Source organism: Neobacillus rhizophilus (assembly GCF_018343535.1).
GTDB classification, from domain to species: Bacteria; Bacillota; Bacilli; order Bacillales; family Cytobacillaceae; genus Neobacillus; species Neobacillus rhizophilus.
Genome location: NZ_JAGYPF010000006.1, coordinates 186722 through 207153, shown reverse-complemented (window position 1 = coordinate 207153; position 20432 = coordinate 186722). Strand labels below are relative to the sequence as shown.

The 20432-nt window shown below is 41.9% G+C and carries 19 protein-coding genes and 1 pseudogene; 16 read left to right on the top strand and 4 right to left on the bottom strand.

Translation table 11 applies throughout. The annotated features are described in order from the left end of the window. Positions 1–2: 2 nt before the first annotated feature. The 12 genes and pseudogenes from KHA99_RS28260 to KHA99_RS31455 form a co-directional block, all read left to right on the top strand. Positions 3–560 carry a hypothetical protein gene (locus KHA99_RS28260; protein ID WP_213120847.1) on the top strand — a complete coding sequence of 186 codons (558 nt, stop codon included), beginning with the start codon at positions 3–5 and terminating at the stop codon, positions 558–560. A 114-nt stretch (positions 561–674) separates the two neighbouring features. Next, the gene (locus KHA99_RS28255; protein WP_213120846.1) at positions 675–1496 is read left to right on the top strand and encodes an MBL fold metallo-hydrolase; all 822 of its coding nucleotides are present in this window, start codon (positions 675–677) and stop codon (positions 1494–1496) included. Next, positions 1480–2787, top strand: a complete 1308-nt coding sequence (locus KHA99_RS28250; RefSeq protein WP_213120845.1) for a serine hydrolase domain-containing protein — start codon at positions 1480–1482, stop codon at positions 2785–2787. Before KHA99_RS28255 ends, KHA99_RS28250 begins: the two co-directional genes overlap by 17 nt. A gap of 271 nt (positions 2788–3058) precedes the next feature. Continuing rightward, a complete protein-coding gene (locus KHA99_RS28245) occupies positions 3059–4279 on the top strand; it encodes a hypothetical protein (RefSeq protein ID WP_213120844.1) in 1221 nt (406 codons plus the stop codon). Between the two features lie 601 nt (positions 4280–4880). After that, entirely contained in the window at positions 4881–6257 is a 1377-nt protein-coding gene (locus tag KHA99_RS28240) for an RsmB/NOP family class I SAM-dependent RNA methyltransferase (RefSeq protein ID WP_213120843.1), read from the top strand. 5 nt (positions 6258–6262) lie between these two features. Then, positions 6263–6865 (top strand): SAM-dependent methyltransferase, encoded by a 603-nt coding sequence (locus tag KHA99_RS28235; RefSeq protein WP_213120842.1) that lies wholly within the window; start codon positions 6263–6265, stop codon positions 6863–6865. A 77-nt stretch (positions 6866–6942) separates the two neighbouring features. Further along, complete coding sequence (locus KHA99_RS28230) at positions 6943–7587, top strand: LytTR family DNA-binding domain-containing protein (protein WP_213120841.1); 645 nt, start codon at positions 6943–6945, stop codon at positions 7585–7587. 131 nt (positions 7588–7718) lie between these two features. After that, positions 7719–9236, top strand: coding sequence for a succinyl-CoA:acetate CoA-transferase ScpC (gene scpC, locus KHA99_RS28225; RefSeq protein WP_372447643.1), 1518 nt, complete (start codon positions 7719–7721; stop codon positions 9234–9236). Positions 9237–9376: 140 nt separating this feature from the next. Further along, positions 9377–10390: a DUF3231 family protein gene (locus KHA99_RS28220; RefSeq protein WP_213120840.1), complete on the top strand. Its 1014-nt coding sequence runs from the start codon at positions 9377–9379 to the stop codon at positions 10388–10390. Positions 10391–10518: 128 nt separating this feature from the next. Then, positions 10519–11055, top strand: a complete 537-nt coding sequence (locus KHA99_RS28215; protein WP_213120839.1) for a histidine phosphatase family protein — start codon at positions 10519–10521, stop codon at positions 11053–11055. A gap of 82 nt (positions 11056–11137) precedes the next feature. Next, positions 11138–12133: a DUF418 domain-containing protein gene (locus KHA99_RS28210; RefSeq protein WP_213120838.1), complete on the top strand. Its 996-nt coding sequence runs from the start codon at positions 11138–11140 to the stop codon at positions 12131–12133. 46 nt (positions 12134–12179) lie between these two features. Beyond that, a pseudogene (locus KHA99_RS31455) lies at positions 12180–12305 on the top strand (ATP-binding protein); the annotation flags it as partial. A gap of 79 nt (positions 12306–12384) precedes the next feature. On the opposite strand, the gene KHA99_RS28205 reads toward KHA99_RS31455, so the two are convergent. Beyond that, complete coding sequence (locus tag KHA99_RS28205) at positions 12385–12921, bottom strand: ribonuclease H-like YkuK family protein (RefSeq protein WP_213120837.1); 537 nt, start codon at positions 12919–12921, stop codon at positions 12385–12387. Positions 12922–13027: 106 nt separating this feature from the next. Continuing rightward, positions 13028–13540: a DinB family protein gene (locus KHA99_RS28200; RefSeq protein ID WP_213120836.1), complete on the bottom strand. Its 513-nt coding sequence runs from the start codon at positions 13538–13540 to the stop codon at positions 13028–13030. A gap of 280 nt (positions 13541–13820) precedes the next feature. Here KHA99_RS28200 and KHA99_RS28195 point away from each other — a divergent pair, with 280 nt between their 5' ends. Both KHA99_RS28195 and KHA99_RS28190 read left to right on the top strand, forming a co-directional pair. Next, entirely contained in the window at positions 13821–15125 is a 1305-nt protein-coding gene (locus KHA99_RS28195; protein ID WP_213120835.1) for a S8 family peptidase, read from the top strand. 152 nt (positions 15126–15277) lie between these two features. After that, the gene (locus KHA99_RS28190) at positions 15278–15871 is read left to right on the top strand and encodes a biotin transporter BioY (RefSeq protein WP_213120834.1); all 594 of its coding nucleotides are present in this window, start codon (positions 15278–15280) and stop codon (positions 15869–15871) included. A 125-nt stretch (positions 15872–15996) separates the two neighbouring features. On the opposite strand, the gene KHA99_RS28185 is transcribed toward KHA99_RS28190, so the two are convergent. Then, positions 15997–17250: a GGDEF domain-containing protein gene (locus KHA99_RS28185; RefSeq protein ID WP_213120833.1), complete on the bottom strand. Its 1254-nt coding sequence runs from the start codon at positions 17248–17250 to the stop codon at positions 15997–15999. Positions 17251–17495: 245 nt separating this feature from the next. On the opposite strand from KHA99_RS28185, the gene KHA99_RS28180 reads away from it, so the two are divergent. Then, complete coding sequence (locus KHA99_RS28180; protein ID WP_213120832.1) at positions 17496–17966, top strand: nucleoside deaminase; 471 nt, start codon at positions 17496–17498, stop codon at positions 17964–17966. 708 nt (positions 17967–18674) lie between these two features. On the opposite strand, the gene KHA99_RS28175 is transcribed toward KHA99_RS28180, so the two are convergent. Further along, a complete protein-coding gene (locus KHA99_RS28175) occupies positions 18675–19409 on the bottom strand; it encodes an IclR family transcriptional regulator (protein ID WP_213120831.1) in 735 nt (244 codons plus the stop codon). A gap of 167 nt (positions 19410–19576) precedes the next feature. Here KHA99_RS28175 and KHA99_RS28170 point away from each other — a divergent pair, with 167 nt between their 5' ends. Further along, complete coding sequence (locus KHA99_RS28170; RefSeq protein WP_213120925.1) at positions 19577–20431, top strand: dimethylarginine dimethylaminohydrolase family protein; 855 nt, start codon at positions 19577–19579, stop codon at positions 20429–20431. Position 20432 lies beyond the last annotated feature (1 nt).

The following is a 20432-nucleotide window of genomic DNA, read 5'->3' as shown; positions in this document are numbered from 1 at the left end:
CAATGCAACAATTTATATATGGATTATTGTTACTTATTGCCCTAGCTATTCCGCCTATTGCCCATTTTATGGAATCTGTGATGATTATTCATATGCATATGCAAATGCCAATGGTGGTGTTTGCGGGATTCCTGATGGCACGACTTTTTATGGACCGCTTTCCGAGATTTTTTGATAAATGGAACGGGAATGGCGTTCCGGGAATTTTATTGTTTGTCATAATTGTAGGCTTCTGGACGCTGCCGCGTTCGATGGATGACGCTTTAACAGAACAAAGCGTAGAGGTATTTAAGTTTGTGAGTTTATCGCTTTTAGCTGGATTTCCCTTGAGGGACAGCTGGAAAAGGCTAAATTCACTTGGAAAAAACATTCTTTTTATCTTCTTCACCATTCTGTTTCTGGTGGTAGGCTGGCTTTATATTGATGCACCTGTCCAATTATGCAATAACTACTTGGTTATCGAGCAAATCACGCTAGGCTGGGGCTTCTTGACTACGGCAATATGTATAGTTATATACTTGATATATATTACTTTTACGGACCGGACGAAATATGAATAATAGAAAGGCAGCCGCTTGGAGTGATTTCCGGGCGGCTGTTTTTTGGCAAATAAAGAGGGATGTTTAATGGCAGTGTAGAAGTAGATGTTTGGAAGATAAAGAGGTGATTTAATAATGATTGAAGTGTATTCAAAAGAGGATGTTATCTGTGTTGAAGGGACCGTGGAAAGGTTTGGCCGCAAAATTTATGCTTATTTAGTAGACGGCATGTTAGTTGATACGGGTCCTCAATCCATTGAAGAGGATTTTATTTCTTTTTATAAAGAACATTCATTTGATAAGGTTGTTTTAACCCACAGCCACGAGGATCATTCTGGAACCGCTCCGTGGATTCAGGAAAATCGCGATATTCCAATTTATGTCCATCCAAAAGGGGTCGGCGTTTGTGCGGAGTTTGCTCCCTATCCGAAATACCGCCAGATTACCTGGGGGGTACGCAGAGAGTTTCAGGCATTGCCGCTGGGAGAATCAATTCAATCGCACAAATCAACTTGGAAAGTGATTTACACCCCGGGCCATGCCGATGACCATGTTGCACTTCTAGATATGAAAACTGGACGGCTTTTTTCCGGAGATTTATTTGTTGCTCCCAAGACAAAGGTGATTATGTCGAGTGAATCGATTCCGGTCATCATGGATTCGATTCGGACTCTATTAAATTATGATTTTGGTTCGATGTTTTGCGCCCATGCAGGCTTCATACCGAATGGAAAAGACACGCTGAAGCAAAAAATGGAAAATCTCGAGAATCTTAGCGGGGAAGTGGAGCATCTCTATAAAAGCGGGCTTTCCGTAGCGGAGATTAATGAAAAGCTGTTTCCAAAAAAATACCCGCTTATTACTGTTTCGGGAGGAGAATGGGACTCAATTCATATCGTTTCTTCAATAGTCGCGGACTTTTCGAAAGGTGTTATCAATAGTGGAAGACAAGATTAATAGACTGGAAACCTATATGGACTCATTAACCGCCAACGAGTTTTTTAACGGCGCAGTGCTTGTCGGACACAAAGGGGAAATTTTATTAAAAAAAGGATACGGTTATGCATCGTTCCAATATGATATTTTCAACTCTTCGACCACAAAGTTTAGGGTAGGTTCGTTAACAAAAGCCTTCACCGCGATAGGGATCATGCTGCTGCATGAAAAAGGAAAGTTAGATATCGATCACCAGATTGATAAAATTCTAGCGGATTATCCGAATGGTTCTGTCATTACAATTCGCCACTTATTAACCAATACCTCGGGAATTCCTAACTTTACCTCCAGTCCGGAGTATTGGGTGAAAACAATGAGATTGCCGTCAAATCTTGATGCGGTTATAGATTCGTTTAAAAATTTGCCGCTGGAGTTTACTCCCGGGACGGATATGAACTACAGCAATTCCGGTTATTTGGTACTGACAAAAATAATTGAAAAGGCGTCAGGACAATCATACGCAGATTTTCTACAAAATGAGATTTTTGAAAAATTAGGGCTTAAGTGTACGGGAATTGACGATGGCCGCAGTATTGTAAAGTCAATGGCGGAAGGCTATACGGTATGGGGGGACATTATCCATACCGAGCATATCGATATGTCATTCCCGCTCGGCGCCTATGGCATGTACTCCACTTTGGAAGATTTATATATTTGGTGTCAGGCACTTTTAAAAAGCACCTTAGTAGACCAGTCGCTGCAGGAGCAAATGTTTACGAATATTAACGGGTATGGATATGGCTTCGGTTGGTTTATCGATGAGGGTGAATATAAAACTTGTAGTCATTTCGGCGATGTGAACGGTTTTGTTAATCATTTAGTGATGTATCCTAATGAGGACCTTGTGGTAATCGTATTAAGTAATCTCAATATTACTCCTGTTACGCAAATCAGCAGTGATTTAGCAAAAATAATATTTGGTGAAGAAGTGAACAGTGTTTCTCTAATTGTTCCGCTCGAAGGGGATTCGCTTCCACTGGGATCGTTAGAAGGGACCTATAAAAGTGATAAGGTTGAGATTACTGTTAGACATGATGATAATGAACTGTTTGCGGTCGTTCCAAAAATGTATGGTGTTCCCTATAAGTTCCGTTTGCAGCCAATTCAAGTTGAGGCCGCGAAGATGATTTGTAAAAGTGACTTTATCAATGATACATATACTTTTTTTCTTTATAACAATAGAGCCCCTTACAGGCTTGAATTTACTGATTGTTATGGTCAGGTATGTTTACTTGAACGGCAGAAACTCTGAAACAGGGTTCTAAGCAGTTTCTAAAAATATAGACATTAATAGACAAATATATAATTTTTTACATTATACTTTAATGTATTAAAAATGTATGCAGAATGATGAGGATTCCAAAATTTAGGGTAACTATTTTTATCAATTTTAATAAAAGTACCTATTATTATCCAAACCTATCAAACGAAACTATGTAACATCCCATTGAATCATAATTTGACATCGGAAATGTACCTTTCAGAATATGGCCGATTTTTTGGCATGCTGGAGCGGAAATTATTTGTTCAATCCCCACATTAAAGGGATGCCAACCACATCCCTGAAGAAGTCTTTTTCCAAACAATTTGGCCTTACCGCCAGACAATTCAACTCCCTGAGGATGCAGCTGGATGGGAAGGTTTCTTCTATTTTAGAAAAAAGGAAATTTGATATTCAACAACTAGAATCCAAAATTGAATATTTACAAAAAAGCATCGTTAAGAAAACCACTCAAAAAGATAAGCTTCTGCAAAAACTTCTGAGAATTCCTCAAACTAGTCCGGCCTTCCCGAAACAACATAAAAAATACCGAAACATGAAATTTTACCTCCACCAAAAAAAGCGAAGGCTCCGAAATATACAGCACAAATTGGAAAAATTAAAATCAGATGAACTAAATCATAAAATTCGCATTTGTTTTGGGTCCAAGAAGTTGTTCCATAAGCAATTTTATTTGGAAGAAAATAAATACAAGGATCATGCGCAATGGAAGGAAAAGTGGCTTGAGTCCAGAAGTTCCCAGTTTCTTGTGGTGGGTTCCAAAGATGAAACGTATGGAAATCAATCAGCCACCTATGATTTACAAAACGCCTTAAGACTCCGGGTGGCCGATCATTTTATTTCGAAATATGGCAAATATATCACCTTTCCGGAAGTGCATTTTCCCTATGGCCAAGAGGTCATTGATCAGGCAAAGATTCCTTATATGGGCTTCACCCGAAACGGCAAACCGCAAAAATATTTTTCCTCCATTACTTATCGTTTTTTGAAACAGGAAAAAGGGTGGTATGTGAACGCAACCCTTGAAAAAGAGACTCCAAAAATAGGAACATCCAACCTGAATGGATTGATTGGAATCGACCTCAATGCAGGATTTTTGGCTATTTGTGAAATTGACCGGTTTGGCAACCCAATCAAAAGCTGGACAGTGGATGTTCCGATGTATTGCCGGAGAAAAGAACAGTTGCAAGCTTCTTTAAGCGATGCGTTAAAGGAAATTCTAGCCCATGCCGTTTCCGTACAAAAAGATGTCGTGATCGAGAAATTGGATTTTTCCAAAAAGAAAGCCAGTTTAAGAGAAATGGGCACTAAATATGCGCGGATGCTTTCGGGGTTTGCCTATTCCTCCTTTCAACAATTAATCGAATCAAAAGCAAAAAAAGCGGGAATTTATGGCGCGTTACGGACTAAGTTCCCATGGTTCCGCTGCTTGCATGATTGCAAGAAGAGGCTATTATTTTAAAACGGAAAAACCAAAATATGACTCTGTGCTGTCTTTCCCAAAAAAATTCGATAAACAAAAGGCTAATTTTAATAATTGGAGGTCGCTCACGAGACACTGGGGAAAATACTACTATTTTCAGGATAAGATTGAACTATTAAAAGCGGATATTTGAAAGGAAACAAGAGAAATTGGAGCAACGCTTCCTGTTTACCTGAAAGGAAGAATAGGACCACGTACTCCAATTTTATAGGCAAGATTGCAATAATAGTGTGGCTTACAGCCAAACTAGAGTATCGAAAAGGTATCCTGTGCCGTGGATATCATTCGAAAGGATGAAGAAAATGACACTGTGACGGAAACGATGAAGTTTGGATTGGTCGAAGACTCATCCAGACGGATGTATCCATTCTAGTATTAGGGCGTGATTCCCTAACGCGATTCGCAAAAAGCTCTGTTCGTTTTGCGTGCTAAATGGAAAAGCAACAATCCATTTAGAACATATAGACAGTAATATCCATAAATGTCTATATTTTTAGGAACGGTACTGCCGTTTTATTTTTTTAAAAAGAATGGTAAATTTATCGTAAACATTATTTTAATCAGCAGATGGGTGATCAACATGGAGTTGCCAAAGGATTTTCTCGAAAAAATGAAGAACCTTTTAGATGAGGAATATGAGGATTTTGTAAAAAGTTATCACGAGAATAGATCGCATGGGTTTCGGGTGAACCCTTTAAAAATCTCGGCTGAGGAGTTTAAAAAAATCAGCCCTTTTAATCTGGAAAAAATCCCATGGGTGAAAGAGGGGTTTTTCTATGGAACAGAGGACCGGCCCGGGAAGCATCCGTACCATGAGGCAGGCTTGTACTATATTCAGGAGCCAAGCGCGATGGCGGCAGGGGAGCTAGTCGACCCGCAGCCGGGTGAGCGTGTCTTGGATTTATGTGCAGCTCCGGGTGGGAAAACCACTCATATTGCGGGGAAAATGCAGCAACAGGGATTTTTGCTCACGAACGAAATTCACCCTGCACGGGCCAAGGTTCTTTCGCAGAATGTCGAGCGGATGGGGATTAGGAACGCCGTTGTAACCAATGAAACTCCGGCGAGACTAGCCCAGCGGTTTCCGGGGTATTTTGACCGGATCATGGTCGATGCACCGTGCTCTGGAGAGGGGATGTTTCGCAAGGACCCTGATGCCTGTGCTGAATGGAGTCCTGAGAATGTAGCGGTATGTGCCGCTCGGCAGTTTGATATTCTCGAACACGCTGGGACGATGCTTCGCCCGGGGGGCAGGCTCGTATACTCGACCTGTACATTTTCACCTGAAGAAAATGAAGGTGTCATTAGTAAGTTTATAAAAGATAACCCTAACTTTGAGATAGAGGACGTTCAGGTTTATGAGGGCTTTGGAAAAGGCAGGCCGGACTGGATTTCAGATGGTGCTTCCGGTCTTGGAAAGACAATCAGGATTTGGCCTCATCAATTACAGGGTGAGGGCCACTACATTGCCGTTCTAAGAAAAAAGGATGGTGACGAAGCGGGCGGCAAGCTGAAGTACGCCAAAACCTTGTCTGACCAGAAAGTTTTAAAAAGCTATTATCAGTTTACGGAGGAGACTTTACTTGAGACGCCAAAAGGGGAATTTCTTTTATTTGGCGAGCAGTTGTACTTGCTGCCGAAGGAGATGCTGTCATTGGAAAATTTGAAGGTGGTCCGGCCGGGATGGCATCTGGGGACGATTAAGAAGAACCGCTTTGAGCCGTCACATGCCTTTGCTTTGGGTTTAAACGGAGAACAGGTGAAGCATAAATGGAGTTTGCTAAGTGATTCCCGTGAAATATCGGCCTATCTAAAAGGCGAGGCGCTAACGGCAGAGGGCCCGAAAGGCTGGTATTTGATGGAGGTAGACGGCTATTCCATCGGGTGGGGCAAGCTGTCAGATCATATTTTGAAAAACCATTTCCCAAAAGGGTTGAGATGGACGGGGATTGGTTGAGGGACATGAAAGAACATTATTATGATAAGCTATTAAATATAAAGACAAGAGCGGAGCAGCAGGGATTTCACCAGTCCCTGCATTACCATCGCTATGAGCCAACCCCCTATAGCGGACTGGAAGAATTATTTAAAACCTATGAGCTGAAACCGGGTGACCGGGTCGTGGACTTTGGCTGCGGCCGGGGACGGCTGAACTTTTATATCCACTATTTTTTTCATGCATCAGTGGTTGGAGTTGAAATGGACGAGGGGCTGTTTCAGGCCGCTTTGGCAAATAGCGAAAGCTATATTAGAAAAACAAAGAATCGCAGTGACAAAGTTGAGTTTCGTTGCTGCCTGGCAGAAGAGTATCCGGTAGCTCCTCGGGATAATCGGTTTTATTTTTTCAATCCGTTTTCGATTCAGGTCTTTCAAAAGGTTATTAATAATATCTTAGTTTCGCTGGAAGAATACCCGCGGGAACTTGATGTGATTTTATATTACCCCTCTGAGGATTATATTTATTTTCTGGAAAACCGAACGGCGTTTGACTTGATAGAGGAAGTAAAAGTGCCATTTGTTTACCGGCATAATCCAAACGAGCGGTTTTTAATTTATCGGCTGTGATTTTAAAAGTAGGTGTCCACCCTAAGAGGACAAATGTCCACGGACGGTGCTTGATACCTATTTGGAGGTGATTTTGAATGGAGAGTATAACGGTTGTTTCGCTGTTAGATGTAATTAGTGAGTTGTTTTCGGATGAGATTTCGATTGCGGTTTCCAACACTAGTGAGTATATTTATTACCGTCCGAGCAAGCGGATTGATTTGAAGATTCGCCGTGGTGATCCTTTGAAGGATGGCACGATTGCCTATAAGGCGGTGAATACTGGGCAGAAGGTTTCGGAGTTTATCGACCGTGACGTTTTTGGGATTCCATACCATGGGATGGCTGTGCCATTTTTTCATGATGGTAAGATTGAAGGCTGTGTGACGGCAATATTTCCGTCACTAACCAGCGGCAAGTTAGTCGTCACCATTAAATCAGAAGATGGCTGGATTCCAGTTCCGTTTTCACAGGTGATCTACCTCGAAGCTAAGGAAAAAAAGACCTTTGTTTACGCCGAGGGGCACAGCGGCACCCATAAATATTCGCTGCAGGAATTTGAATTTCTACTTCCAAAGGATGACTTTATCCGCTGCCACCGCTCGTTTATTGTGAATGTCAATCATATAAAGGAGATTCACCCGGACACCCATTCAACCTTTATTTTAACGATGAAAAATGGCGACAGAGTGCAGGTCAGCCAATCTTATTCGAGCTATTTTCGTAGATTGTTAGGATTTTAGAAAAATAATTCTGCTTTAGCACGTAGATTTTCTGTTTTATCCGAAAATTTCATAACTAGTCCCCGATTTCTCTAACTGAAAACCTTTATCGGTTACAATTAATATAAAATTCCATTGGGGAGTGGGATGAAATGTTGGATAGCAAATACGAACGGATTAAAGATTCAAGACTTTGGGACCGTGTAGTGACGCCGGAAGAGGCAGCATCTTGGATTCAAGACGGCATGACGCTGGGATTAAGCGGCTTTACACGTGCCGGTGATGTGAAAGCGGTTCCCTTTGCATTGGTGAAACGTGCCGAGCACGAGTCGTTTAAGGTAAATGTTTATACGGGAGCATCATTGGGCTCAGACGTTGACAAGCTGTTTGCAGAGGCTGGAATTATTGGAAAAAGGCTTCCTTTCCAAGCAGACCCGACGATGCGCGGAAAAATCAATAGCGGTGAGTTATTGTTTGTCGATCAGCACTTATCACACACTTCGGAACTAGTTCGAGCTGGAGTAATGGAGCCTGTCGATTACGCTATATTGGAAGCGTTCTCAGTTACCGAGGATGGAATGGTGATTCCGACCACTTCAGTAGGAAATTCACTATCGTTTGCCTTAAATGCAAAGTCGATTATTATCGAGATTAATTTGGCACATCAGGTGAACCTGGAAGGCTTGCATGATTTATATGAGCCTGGGAAGCAGGGCGAGCGCGGCCCGATTCCATTGACAGGGGTAAAAGACCGGATTGGCACGATCGGAATCCCGGTTGATATCGATAAGGTAAGAGGGATTGTATTTACTAACCAGCTTGACTCGCCTTCAACGATTGTTCCTCCAGATGAAGAAACGGTCATCATGGCCAACCATTTAATCGATTTTTTACGTACCGAAGTGCAAACGGGCCGTCTGACAAACCGGCTTGCACCGCTTCAGTCGGGGATTGGCTCGGTTGCGAATGCCGTTCTTCATGGCCTCTTGGATTCAGAGTTTGAAGACCTTGAAGTTTACTCTGAAGTATTGCAGGATGCCGTGTTTGATTTAATTGATGCCGGGAAGGTTAAGTATGCATCATGCTGCTCTATTACATTGTCTGAGCAGAAGATGAAAGAGGTTTATGGCAATTTTGAAAAATACCGAGATCTGCTTATTATGCGGCCGCAGGAGATTTCCAATCATCCGGAAATTATCCGCCGTCTTGGATTAATTTCCATTAACACTGCGCTGGAATTAGACATTTACGGCAATGTCAACTCCACCCATGTACTTGGAACAAAGATGATGAACGGAATCGGCGGTTCCGGGGATTTCGCTCGCAATGCTCGCCTTGCGATTTTTGTAACGAAATCCATCGCTAAGGGCGGTAAGATCTCAAGCATCGTGCCTTTCGTTTCCCACGTCGACCATACCGAGCATGATGTCGATGTCATTGTGACGGAACAGGGGTATGCAGACTTACGGGGACTTGCACCGAGACAGCGGGTAGAATTGATTATCGAGCGCTGCGCGCATCCAATGTACCGTCAGCAGCTGCGCGAATATTATCAGGAAGCTCTCACAAGAGGCGGGCAAACGCCTCATGTGTTGGAAAAAGCATTTTCCTGGCATACCAATTTTGCAGCCAATGGAACCATGCTGCAACCTGTATTGGAAACGGTATAAAATATTATATTGCAAAACGAAAGGAGAGCCTGAGCATGCTAGGGCTCACCTTTCATTTTGCTGGGTTTTCTCGTTCTTTTTTCTGTGAAAAACATAACTTTATGAAATTTGGGGGAATTTAGTGGATGGAGGGATAAAAAATGACTGAAAAAGTGGAAAATGTCAATCTAACAAGTGCTGAAATATCCTCGTTATGGGTTACATATCTGAACATCGGTGTCGCAAGCTGTCTATTAACACACTATGCGGAAACGTGTAATGACCCAGAAATTCTTGCTATCGTTGAGGAATCTCAACATTTTGCCAAAAAACATTTGAAGCTGATAGTAGATTTGTTTCATGAAGAAAAAATTGCTGTACCTGAGGGCTTCAAGGTAGAGAAACATGTTATCCCTCGTGCACCGAAACTATTTTCCGATATATTTTATATCCATACGATACTGCATATGTCCAAGTACGGGGTTACCTCCCATAATGTTGGAATGATTCTGGCAGCACGAGAGGATGTGCGGCAATTTTATAAGGAGATGTTTGACGATGTTTCTTATCTCCATAATAAGGTTGTAATTTGTATGCAAGAAAAAGGGATTTTTATAAGAATGCCATACATGAACTATCCAACAAAAATTGACTTTGTCAATAAAGAAAGTTTTTTAACCGGCTGGTTTGGCAGAAGGCGTCCATTGTTAGGTATTGAAGTAACCCATCTAATGGTCAATGCCAACCAGAATGAAATTGGAAGAGCACTTTGTGCTGGATTTTCTCAAGTAGCCCAAGACCAGGAGATTAGAGAATATTTTCTTCGTGGCAAACACATCTGCAAACATATCCTAAGCTCCATCCATGATGTGTTAATAGAAAGTGAGGTACCAGCACCGATGTCGTGGGATCAAGGTGTAACCGACTCAACAGCTGCACCATTTTCGGATCAACTAATGCTTTATATCGTGGGGGTTCTTTCTAATCTTGGCATTTCCTCTTATGGTGCTGCAATGTCAGCTACCATGCGCAGGGACATAAGTGCCATGTACACCGGCTTTATCGCTAAAACAGGAACGTTTGGCGAGGATGGTTTGAATTTAATGATTGAAAGAAGATGGTTGGAACAGCCGCCGCAATTTGAAGATCATGATAAATTGGCTAAAAAGGAATAAATGATGAAAATAAATGATTGAAAAAAGGGAATCAACCTGGAGAATGGTTAATTCCCTTTTTTGTATGGAGGAGATACCAGGAGAGCGGCGAATTAAAAGAAGTGTTTGTTTTTAAGGGGGAATGTTTAATGGAAAAAAAGGTGTACGTGATTAGGCATTGCGAGGCGGAGGGACAGCCAAGGGAAGCACAGTTAACAGAGAGGGGGATGCAGCAGGCGAAGGGGCTGGTTGAATTTTTGGCAGGTGTAAAGATTGATAAAATTATATCAAGTCCGTTTCGGCGTGCTGTTCAGTCGATTGAACCATTGGCTTTTTCGAAAAAAATTAGAATAGAAGTGGATGAGCGCCTCTCAGAGCGTATTTTAAGTACAAAGGCATTGGAGGATTGGCAAGAAAAATTAGAGACGTCATTTGTGGATCTAGAGGCCAAATTTGATGGCGGGGAGTCCAGTGCCGAAGCAATGGACCGAATTGTTAGTGTCGTAAAGGAAGTTTTGGCTGTGGAGACCGAAAATACGGTTATCGTCACCCATGGGAACTTGATGTCATTGCTATTAAAATATTTTCAACCGAATTTTGGATTTGAAGAGTGGAAGAACCTCAGTAACCCAGATGTCTACCTTTTGACCTTTTGCCATCAGAATGTCAGTATTAAGCGTGTGTGAGAGTAAGAAAAAGGTGTTTTTGCCTCTGTTATACGTTAGAAAGAGTAATTGAGGTGTCAGACACCATTAACAGGAGAATTCAATGGGGTTAAATAAACGAATCGATGTGCTTGATTATTTGCGTGGATTTGCGTTGCTGGGAATCATTTTGGTAAATATAGGGCCGCTGCTTTCTGTCGAGGAACCTTCCCAGAACTCAATGGACGCATCCTACTGGCGGTTTTTATATTTATTTGTAGAAGGCCGCTTTTATACCATTTTCACCTTTTTGTTTGGGGTCGGGTTTTATATTTTTATCACAAGAGCCAACGCAAAGGGCATGAACGGATATGTCTTATTCTTGAGGCGAATTGCTGTATTATTCCTCTTTGGCTTGATTCATGTCCGGTTTCATCCGGGAGAGGCATTAACCGTTTATGCAGTCTGTGGATTGATACTTTTGCCTTTTTATAAGATTAATAAAGCGGTGAACCTCATCATAGGGTTTGGTTTGTTAGTCATTATTGGCATTTCCGCCATAAAAATTTTAATGGTCGTTCCGGTAATGCTGTTAGGGATTTCGGCAGGGCAGTTCGGTTTGTTTGAGGTTGTAACCAAAAGGGTTAACCAGATTGCCGTTTTCACTATGATTATGTTCGGGTTAAGCGCAATAGGACTGCTTTATCAATACCAATATGCACCGGTTTTTTCCGAGGGATGGTCTGGGCCTTCAGGTAGAGAGGCAGCGAGGTTTATTGATATTGGCATCACAATAGGTCCGATTGTTTCGGCTTTTTATGCTGGCCTTTTAGTACTATTGCTGCAGATTCAGATTATCCAAAAGCTGCTGTCACCTTTAAAAAGCTACGGAAGGATGGCACTGACAAACTATCTATTGCAAACAGTGTTTATCTATCTGGCAGGCTATACCTTTAACCTGTTCGGAAGGGTTTCTTACATAGAAACTCTTTACATATGTCTGGCTATTTACGTTATTCAAATGACAGTTAGTGTCATTTGGCTGCGATTCTTCCGATACGGCCCGCTCGAATGGATTTGGCGGGCACTAACCTACCTAAAGGTCCCGTCAATGCGGTAACGCGCTAAAGTGCCGAGGGCCTGACCCTCGGAGCCCATTCTATGCCACAAAGGACAAAGGAATCGGGCTTGGCCTAACTGTCAGCAACAAAATTATCCAAGAACACCAGGGCACCATGAAAATCGAAAGTCATATCGGCCATGGCAAAACAGTAAAAGTGGAACATATTTAAAAAAGGTGTCAGGCACCGCTCGTGGACAAATGGGCAATTTGTCCACCGGGGGTGGACACTTTTTTTGCTGTTTTTAGCATTATTTTGTATAGCGATTGGCATAGCTTGATGCGACAAAGGCGTCGGGTTTTATTTTTGGTTCTACGCCCATAGATTCCATTCGCATGACCATTTCTTTAACAAACTCACTCGTTTTGTTTCGAATTCCCGCCCCGATGTCGATATGGCCCTCTATCGTAAAAGTAGCCCCTTGATAGACATTTGGCAGAACAATATTGATTAACTCATTTTTCTTATCCTCTGTAAACAGGGAGACGACTTCCTCCGTCAAAGATAATTCCAGTGAAATCCGCTCGTGCAGCTGAGTCATTTTTCTTGGAACAATCACCTTTTTTATACACGCCCATACGCCATTCCCCACATTTTGAATGACAATGCCAGTAATGAAAATTGTATGTGACCTGTGAACCTGAGAATCCGTTCCGACCATTAAGCGGTAATTCCCGCATGGGTCGCTTTTCATAAATTCAGTTATACGCTCGAAAACCTGTTCAAACTCCATCTTGCTCTCTTGAAGATTTTTAAATGTATGGCCTGCAGGCCTGGGATTTACCATCATGAATCCACCACATCTTTCCCTTCAAATCTTTGATGTTATTATTCTAGCTTATGGAAAAATAAGGATTGGCGTGCAGCGATTGAAATGATTCTAGGGATGGGCTTTAGAGAATTTCAGATTTAATTTCCTTTATTTGTTCAGTATGCCGCTGATCGTGCAAATAGACGTTTTCAATCCATTGGTAAAGAGGTAGATAACCAAAAAGAGGATGTTTAGCGGATTTCTCTGTCAGAATGGTTTCGTCTTTTATTCCATCCATAACATCGAGTAATAATGTTCTTGATTCATCTAGCAAATTGAGAATCTGCTGTAATTCGAAAGTTTCAGAAGAAGGGACAACGATACTAGGTGCATCTGCTTTCTTAGTACGGTCTAATAAAAATAGGTGTATCGGCTTTGGCTCGGACTTTTTACTAGTTTCAGAGTTCAGGCCATAGACAACCCCGCTGGTAAACGCCTTTTCAGTTAAATAAAGATGGTGGCAGACCTGGGCCACACTCCAACTATCTTCGCCAGGTGATTTGTTTAATTCCGCAAAACTGAGAGTCTTTATCTCATTTAGCAACTGCTGGCGTGTCTCCGCCAGTCTTTCACGATGTATCTCTAAGTCAACCATAACCATACCTCCTAAATTGGACTAACAAAATATGTCCCACTATGTTTTATATTCGGCACCAAGCCAAATATTCCTTTTCCGGCCAATCAACAATGGTGAGAAGTTGCCCGCCAGAGGTGGACAGGGTTCAAGAACGGTGCCTGATCCCCTTACAAAACAAACGATTATTTTTCAAAAACCTTAAAGGAACGCCTATTTACTAGAAATTGGACAAGTACCGTTACCATTTTTTAATAGTTTCATAACTTATTTAAAAAGCTATGAAAGGGTGAGAAAATAATTGTTTGGTTATTCAATGGTTCAAATGGTGCGTACTCATGCCCATAAATTGGACAGACATTTGCGGGAAGAAGTTTTAAATTTGTACAAGCCGTTTACATGGACGCCGTGCTTTTTGCATAAACATTTCGAGGGATTCCTTAAATGGGGCCGCAAAATGTCCGTTATTATTGAATTTGAGGAAGGCTGCTTTGAAAAAGGTTGCCATCAGGTATCCGAAGTGATGAAACAGTATTCCCGAAATAGCATGAAACGAAGTTTATCAAGTATGTCCTGCCATAGTGCAGATGTGACTCCAAATGGCTTAGAAGGGATCCTGTCGAGCTGCCATCATGTCAAAAAGGTTTATTTAAACAGGGAAGTGAAGGCGTTGCTTGATGTTGCTGTCCCTGCCGCTAATGCTAAAAACATCAAAAGAAATAACACTGTACTTACAGGGGAAGGAGTAACAATCGCGATTATCGACACTGGCATTTATCCACACAAGGACTTAGGGGATAGAATTAAAGGCTTTGTTGACCTCGTCAATAATGACCCAGACCCTTATGATGATAATGGCCATGGAACCCACTGTGCCGGTGACGCGGCTGCCAATGGTCCCTATGCAGGACCAGCCCCAGGAGCTCATCTGATTGGCGTAAAGGTGTTGGATAAATTGGGCTCGGGGTCTTTGGATACCGTCATGGAAGGGGTGGATTGGTGCATTAATTACAATGCCGGTAATCCGCCTGAAAAAATTGATATCATCAGCATGTCATTAGGCAGCACAGCTCAGCCGGGTGAAGATCTAATGGTTAAGGCTGTTGAAAAGGCCTGGGCAGCAGGTATTGTCGTGGTAGTGGCGGCTGGGAATGAAGGTCCGAATTATGGAACCATCGCAAGTCCTGGTATTAGTCAAAAAGTGATTACCGTTGGAGCTCTTGATGATAAAAATACAGTGGACCGCGGCGATGACGATGTGGCCAGCTTTTCAAGCAGAGGGGCAAAGGATGTTAAAGATGAGCTAAATAAGCCGGATATTTTAGCGCCCGGGGTGAATATCATTTCACTAAGATCCCCTAATTCCTATTTAGACAAGCTGCAAAAATCTGCAAGGGTAGACAATGATTACTTTGTTTTATCTGGTACTTCCATGGCAACACCTATTTGTGCGGGTATATGTGCATTGATTAAACAGCGCGTGCCTGGAGCAACACCGCAGCAAGTAAAAGACCTATTGAAGAATAACACAGATTTATGGAAGGACCGCGAAAACGCGATTTACGGAGAAGGCTATATTAATGCGGATAGATCTATTCCGGAGTAAGCAAATAAAGCGGAATAGGGAGATATCTCATTAATTATGGTAGAAATCAGCTGTTTTTGTTAACTTAAATCAAATTTTGGTTGACAAATAACCACCCGCCCATTTATTTTTAAACTATCAGATATCAGAATTTAATTTAGGGTGGGGAGAAAATGAGAAAGTTAAGAGCGCTGGACATCACGCTTGTCGGGATGTTCGTGGCCCTGATGGCGGTCGGGGCAAACATTACGACGATTGCACCATTTTTGCAGGTTGGCGGAGTGCCAATCACGCTGCAAACTTTTTTTGCTATTTTGGCAGGGCTAATTTTAGGAAGCCGATTGGGAGCCATTGCGATGATTGTTTATACGTTGGTTGGCATGGTCGGAGTACCTGTTTTTGCCGGCTTTTTTGGAGGACTCGGAATTATCCTTCGTCCAACCTTCGGCTTTATTATTTCTTATATTTTTGTAGCTTTTATCATTGGAAAAATCGTCGAAAAGAAAAAAAGCTTGCCTGCTTTTATTATAGCGGCTTTAATTGGAATGGCGGTCAATTATCTGTTTGGAACCAACTGGATGTACTATGCCTACAAGCTTTGGGCTGCAGCGCCGGAAGGTTTCACCTATAAAATGGCCTGGCTATGGATGGTACCGCCGCTACCGAAAGATATCATCCTGTCCGTATTTGCCGGCATCATGGCCCACCGCCTAGAAAAAACCGTCCTCTCTAAGGGACAATTCAAAAACTTAAAACGGGCATCCTAAGAGCAAAGGCAAAAAGGAAATAATCTTGAAATGTGCACCCCATATGGACAAATGTCTTTTTGTGGTGCATGACACCAAAGGAAATACCAAAAAGTGATAACAAAAAGAAGTGGCAGTACCTATTGTTAGGTTACTGCCGCTTCTTTGTTTATGAGGCCGTTTATATAGGATACATGATTTTTTCCGAGCTGCTTGGATTCGAACATTAATTCGTCGGCGAGGATATAGGCTTTTTCCATTGATACATATTCATTAACCTTATAGTAGTATAGTCCGAAAGATGCGGTATAAAAAATCAGAATGTTTTCCCTGTTGTATTCCGCATTTACTGACCCTTTTTCAATCCCATTGCGAATATCGTTAACCAAATCAACGGTTTGTTGGAAATTCCGATTTCGGAGGCAAAGTGTAAATTCCTCACCGCCGCTCCTAAACAGATAATCCTCCGGTCCAAGATAACTCTTTAAAGTGGCGGCAAACTGCTGAATGACTTTATCACCCACAGCGTGGTTATAGCTATCGTTTATTCCTTTGAATTTATCAATATCGGTTACGACAATCCCGATATTTTCATTAGATCGACTGAGCTCGGCTAATTTTTTGTCCATAAAGGTCCGGTTGAAGGCACCTGTCAAAAAGTCTGTATAGGCCATTTGCTCGAATTGGTCACGCTCTAATTTCGTTTGAATGTTTTGCGATTTTAAATAGAAGGAATGACTGACGATGTAATTCAAAATAAAGACAATGATTAACATTTCCCATTTTTGATCCTGAAGGAAATGGAAAAGAAGGCCGTTTGATATGGCAACTTTCCCATAATCCAGCATGCTGATGTCTTTAAAAATAAAATCGATGGCCTTCTTAAAGGATAATTTCTCACCCAAAAGTAGAAACAGGATGACCATCGTTGTGCCGGAAAGGTAAGAGGTAATGCAAACAATTAGAAAGATTAGAATCCAATACCCAAATGGAATGGCTTGAAAGCTTTCATGTAGGTACTGGAATAACAGGTAGGCTGCCGAGTTAGTGATCACAAAGGTGCCAGTATTATAAAAGGCATCAAAAAACTCAGTCGAGTCTGCTGTTTTTGTCCATTTACGATAAATATAAATAGAAAAACGGTAAATCGTTTCAAATATAAACAAGCCGAGCGGCCCGGCAAATAGGACAAAAGATAGGTCGTAACTAATACCATATTCAATATTGGTATTGCCGTTTTTAAAGAACACTCGAAGACGGAAGTAAAGAATGGAGAAGAACCAGTATACAATTAATATTTTTAAAAAAAGGGAATGGTCTACTAAAATACCGGAAGAACTTAAAACTGCCAAAAGTGCCGCGGTAAATAAGGAAATCTCGTATAGCTTGGCTTTATGCATGATCGTCAGTCCTTCCAAAAGGTTTCAAAGAAGAGGCAATGAATTCGCTGAATTAGTAAAAAAGAATGATTATAGGCCAAGCGAATGGATAATCATATTTTACAAAATTTCTATTATATAACCTACATTTTTTTTGAAAATATCCTGACTCAATTTTAAGTGGGAAAATAAGTCATCATTCTTTTTTCTTAAAAAGGATAATAAATTGAAGGGAAGAGATAATGTCATAGAGTTGGGGGAAATTTATGAGGGACGAAAAGTTTATGAAAATGGCCGTTGATGTGGCGCTTGATAATGTACTCCGTTATAGCGGCGGTCCGTTTGGGGCGGTTATCGTGAAGAATGGCCAGATTATCAGTGTTGGCAGCAATCAAGTAACCTTGAAGAATGACCCCACCGCCCATGCTGAGATGCAGGCGATTAGGGAAGCCTGCAAGGCTTTAAATAGTTTCCAATTAACTGGCTGTGAACTATATACAAGCTGTGAACCCTGCCCGATGTGTTTCGGCGCCATCTATTGGGCCAGGTTAGAGAAGGTGTATTATGCCTGTACACATGAAGATGCTGCGAAAATTGGGTTCGACGACCAATTTATTTACGAACAGCTTGAAGTGCCTCCTGAAAAACGCACCATTCCTTTTATACAGCTGCTCACAAACAACACTTATCAACCCTTTACTGCTTGGGTCAACAAACCAAACAAACAACAATACTAATAACAAATGTCCACCCTGGGTGGACATTTGTCAGATTGTCGAGAAAGGGTATTTTTCTCGGCAATTTTTTATTTTGTCCAAACCTAAATTACCAAACTTTTATGTTTATCCCTGCTAACTGGCCTGTTGATTTCCGCTCCGGGCAGTCGCTTTCCGCGGGGAGGTCCTGGAGCCTCCTCGGCGCTGAAAGCGCCTGCGGGGTCTCCAGTGACCTCTATATCCCACAGGAGTCGACTGCCCTCCGCTCCAATCAACAGGGAGGCAAAAACAACTAAGTATTGCACTACACCTTATCAAACTTTGAAAAGTGTACTGCACTCTTAAATGAATTTTGGCAGGCTCTAGAGAGGAGAACGTTCATATGCATTACCATTGTCTAGAAACATTTTGTCTTAATAATTAATTCACTTTTTATTTTTATTATGTATTGTGAGGTTGAAGATCTTTTTTAATTACACCTGTTGATTGGCGCGGAAGGCACGAAGACTCCTGCGGGAGTACGGGGCAGGGGAGACCCCGCAGGAGCGAAGCGACGAGGAGGCTCCCCGTCACGCCCTAAGGTGCGCGAAGTGCCTGGAGCGCCAATCAACAGACTTGTTGAAATGCCTTATATTAATAATATTTTAATATAATTAACGCGGTGAATTGTTAAAGAAAATAAGTAAAAAAAGCTGTCGATAGTTTCTCGACAGCCTAACACCGTTTCGATTATTTTGCTCCTAATTTTCTGGAGATGCGCAGCCCGAATTCAATTACTTTTTCAATCAAAAAGCTTTTCCTTTCCTCCGTTACATTGAAATTGACATAGCCGACGCTGATGGCCCCGATTAGTTCATTTTGGTGGTTGAAAATCGGAGCGGCGACGGATGACGTACCAGGTGTCCTTTCCCCGTGACTCTCTCCATACCCAAGCTTTTGAACACCCCGCAATAATTGTAAAAACGCCTCGTGTTCATTTTCAGGTACTAAAGAAGAAACAATTTTTAGCTTATCTTTTGGAGGCATGTGAGCAAGCATCACTTTATTGGCTGCCCCAATGTTCAAAGGTATCCGAATACCAAGCTGATCATAAATTCGAATCGGGTTATTCAGGCAGTCAATTCTTTCTACAACTAAAGACTCTAAACCAATAGGCTTACTAAAATAAACACTTTCCTCTACCTCATGCATTAATTTTTCCAATTCCGGGCGGATCTGCGCCACAAAGTCAAAGGTATCGTACATTTGCAGGCCATACTGGAGCCAGGCATTTCCCATTGAATAGAACTTTGTCTCAAGATCCTGTTGAATAAGCCCATGCTCCTTCATGGATTGTAATAGTCGATGCAATGTGCTGACAGGCAGTTCGGATTCCTTCGATAATTCCGAAATGGCGAACCATCTTTTTGTATCACTTCCCGCAAGAACCTTAATAATTTGCATTGCTCGATCAATTGTTTGCATGTATTTCCCTGCCTTATTTGATTTTTTAAAAATGTCTACGATATTCAGTAAATTCTAAAAATATTGACATCCACTTTATAAGCCTATAATATCATATTATAAGTTTTCCTGTCACAGGAAACCCATTCCACTATTCGGAAAAAGGAGGCGGTTTTTTGTTAACATCTATGTATAAAAAGCTCAACAGGGTCATTGTCAAACATCCAAACGATGCATTTATCAGTCAGGAGCATTTAAGTAAGGAATGGAAAAGATTCAACTATATTAATGAACCTGATTTCGCAAAAGCACAACAGGAATATGAGCAGTTTCTTGCCATTATCAAGGAGCATGTAGGGTATGTTGAGTTCTTGCCGGAATCAGAACGGGTTGGATTAGATTCACTCTATGCCCATGATCCCGTTAAATTTACGCCAAAGGGCGCCATCATTTTGAAATCAGGAAAAACATTGCGTCAGCCGGAGGCAGAGGTTTACAAAGATTTTTTACAAGAAAAAGAGATTCCGATAGTAGGAGAATTGACGGGCCAGGCAGTTGCCGACGGGGGAGACCTTGTCTGGCTTGATGACCGCACACTGTTAATCGGCCGCGGCTACCGGACAAATGATGAAGCTATCCAGCAAATTAAAGAGATGGTCGCAGATCAAGTCGATGAGGTAATCGTGGTACAACTCCCGCATGACCAAGGGGAGGACGAGTGTCTGCATCTAATGTCCATAATCAGTATCGTGGACGAAGATTTGGCAGTAGTCTATTCACGGCTGATGCCTGTGTTTCTCAGACAAATGCTGATTAAACGAGGCTTCCGGCTGGTTGAGGTACCCGAAGATGAGTACATTAGACTTGGCTGCAACGTGCTCGCGCTGGCACCTCGGGTTTGTATGGTGGTTTCTGGAAACCCTTTCACAAAACAGCAATTAATCGATGCCGGAGCAACTGTCTATGAATATGACGGAAATGAAATCTCTTATTTAGGGACGGGCGGTCCGACCTGCCTGACATGCCCAGTGGAACGAGATTAAG

What these genes read in the sequence shown, in the direction of transcription:
- KHA99_RS28260 (WP_213120847.1), top strand. Translation starts at nt 3, where the DNA reads ATGCAACAATTTATATATGGATTATTGTTACTTATTGCCCTAGCTATT.
- KHA99_RS28255 (WP_213120846.1), top strand. Translation starts at nt 675, where the DNA reads ATGATTGAAGTGTATTCAAAAGAGGATGTTATCTGTGTTGAAGGGACC.
- KHA99_RS28240 (WP_213120843.1), top strand. Translation starts at nt 4,881, where the DNA reads ATGGAGTTGCCAAAGGATTTTCTCGAAAAAATGAAGAACCTTTTAGAT.
- KHA99_RS28235 (WP_213120842.1), top strand. Translation starts at nt 6,263, where the DNA reads ATGAAAGAACATTATTATGATAAGCTATTAAATATAAAGACAAGAGCG.
- KHA99_RS28230 (WP_213120841.1), top strand. Translation starts at nt 6,943, where the DNA reads ATGGAGAGTATAACGGTTGTTTCGCTGTTAGATGTAATTAGTGAGTTG.
- scpC (WP_372447643.1), top strand. Translation starts at nt 7,719, where the DNA reads ATGTTGGATAGCAAATACGAACGGATTAAAGATTCAAGACTTTGGGAC.
- KHA99_RS28220 (WP_213120840.1), top strand. Translation starts at nt 9,377, where the DNA reads ATGACTGAAAAAGTGGAAAATGTCAATCTAACAAGTGCTGAAATATCC.
- KHA99_RS28215 (WP_213120839.1), top strand. Translation starts at nt 10,519, where the DNA reads ATGGAAAAAAAGGTGTACGTGATTAGGCATTGCGAGGCGGAGGGACAG.
- KHA99_RS28210 (WP_213120838.1), top strand. Translation starts at nt 11,138, where the DNA reads ATGGGGTTAAATAAACGAATCGATGTGCTTGATTATTTGCGTGGATTT.
- KHA99_RS28205 (WP_213120837.1), bottom strand. Translation starts at nt 12,921, where the DNA reads ATGGTAAATCCCAGGCCTGCAGGCCATACATTTAAAAATCTTCAAGAG.
- KHA99_RS28200 (WP_213120836.1), bottom strand. Translation starts at nt 13,540, where the DNA reads ATGGTTGACTTAGAGATACATCGTGAAAGACTGGCGGAGACACGCCAG.
- KHA99_RS28190 (WP_213120834.1), top strand. Translation starts at nt 15,278, where the DNA reads ATGAGAAAGTTAAGAGCGCTGGACATCACGCTTGTCGGGATGTTCGTG.
- KHA99_RS28185 (WP_213120833.1), bottom strand. Translation starts at nt 17,250, where the DNA reads ATGCATAAAGCCAAGCTATACGAGATTTCCTTATTTACCGCGGCACTT.
- KHA99_RS28180 (WP_213120832.1), top strand. Translation starts at nt 17,496, where the DNA reads ATGAGGGACGAAAAGTTTATGAAAATGGCCGTTGATGTGGCGCTTGAT.
- KHA99_RS28175 (WP_213120831.1), bottom strand. Translation starts at nt 19,409, where the DNA reads ATGCAAACAATTGATCGAGCAATGCAAATTATTAAGGTTCTTGCGGGA.
- KHA99_RS28170 (WP_213120925.1), top strand. Translation starts at nt 19,577, where the DNA reads ATGTATAAAAAGCTCAACAGGGTCATTGTCAAACATCCAAACGATGCA.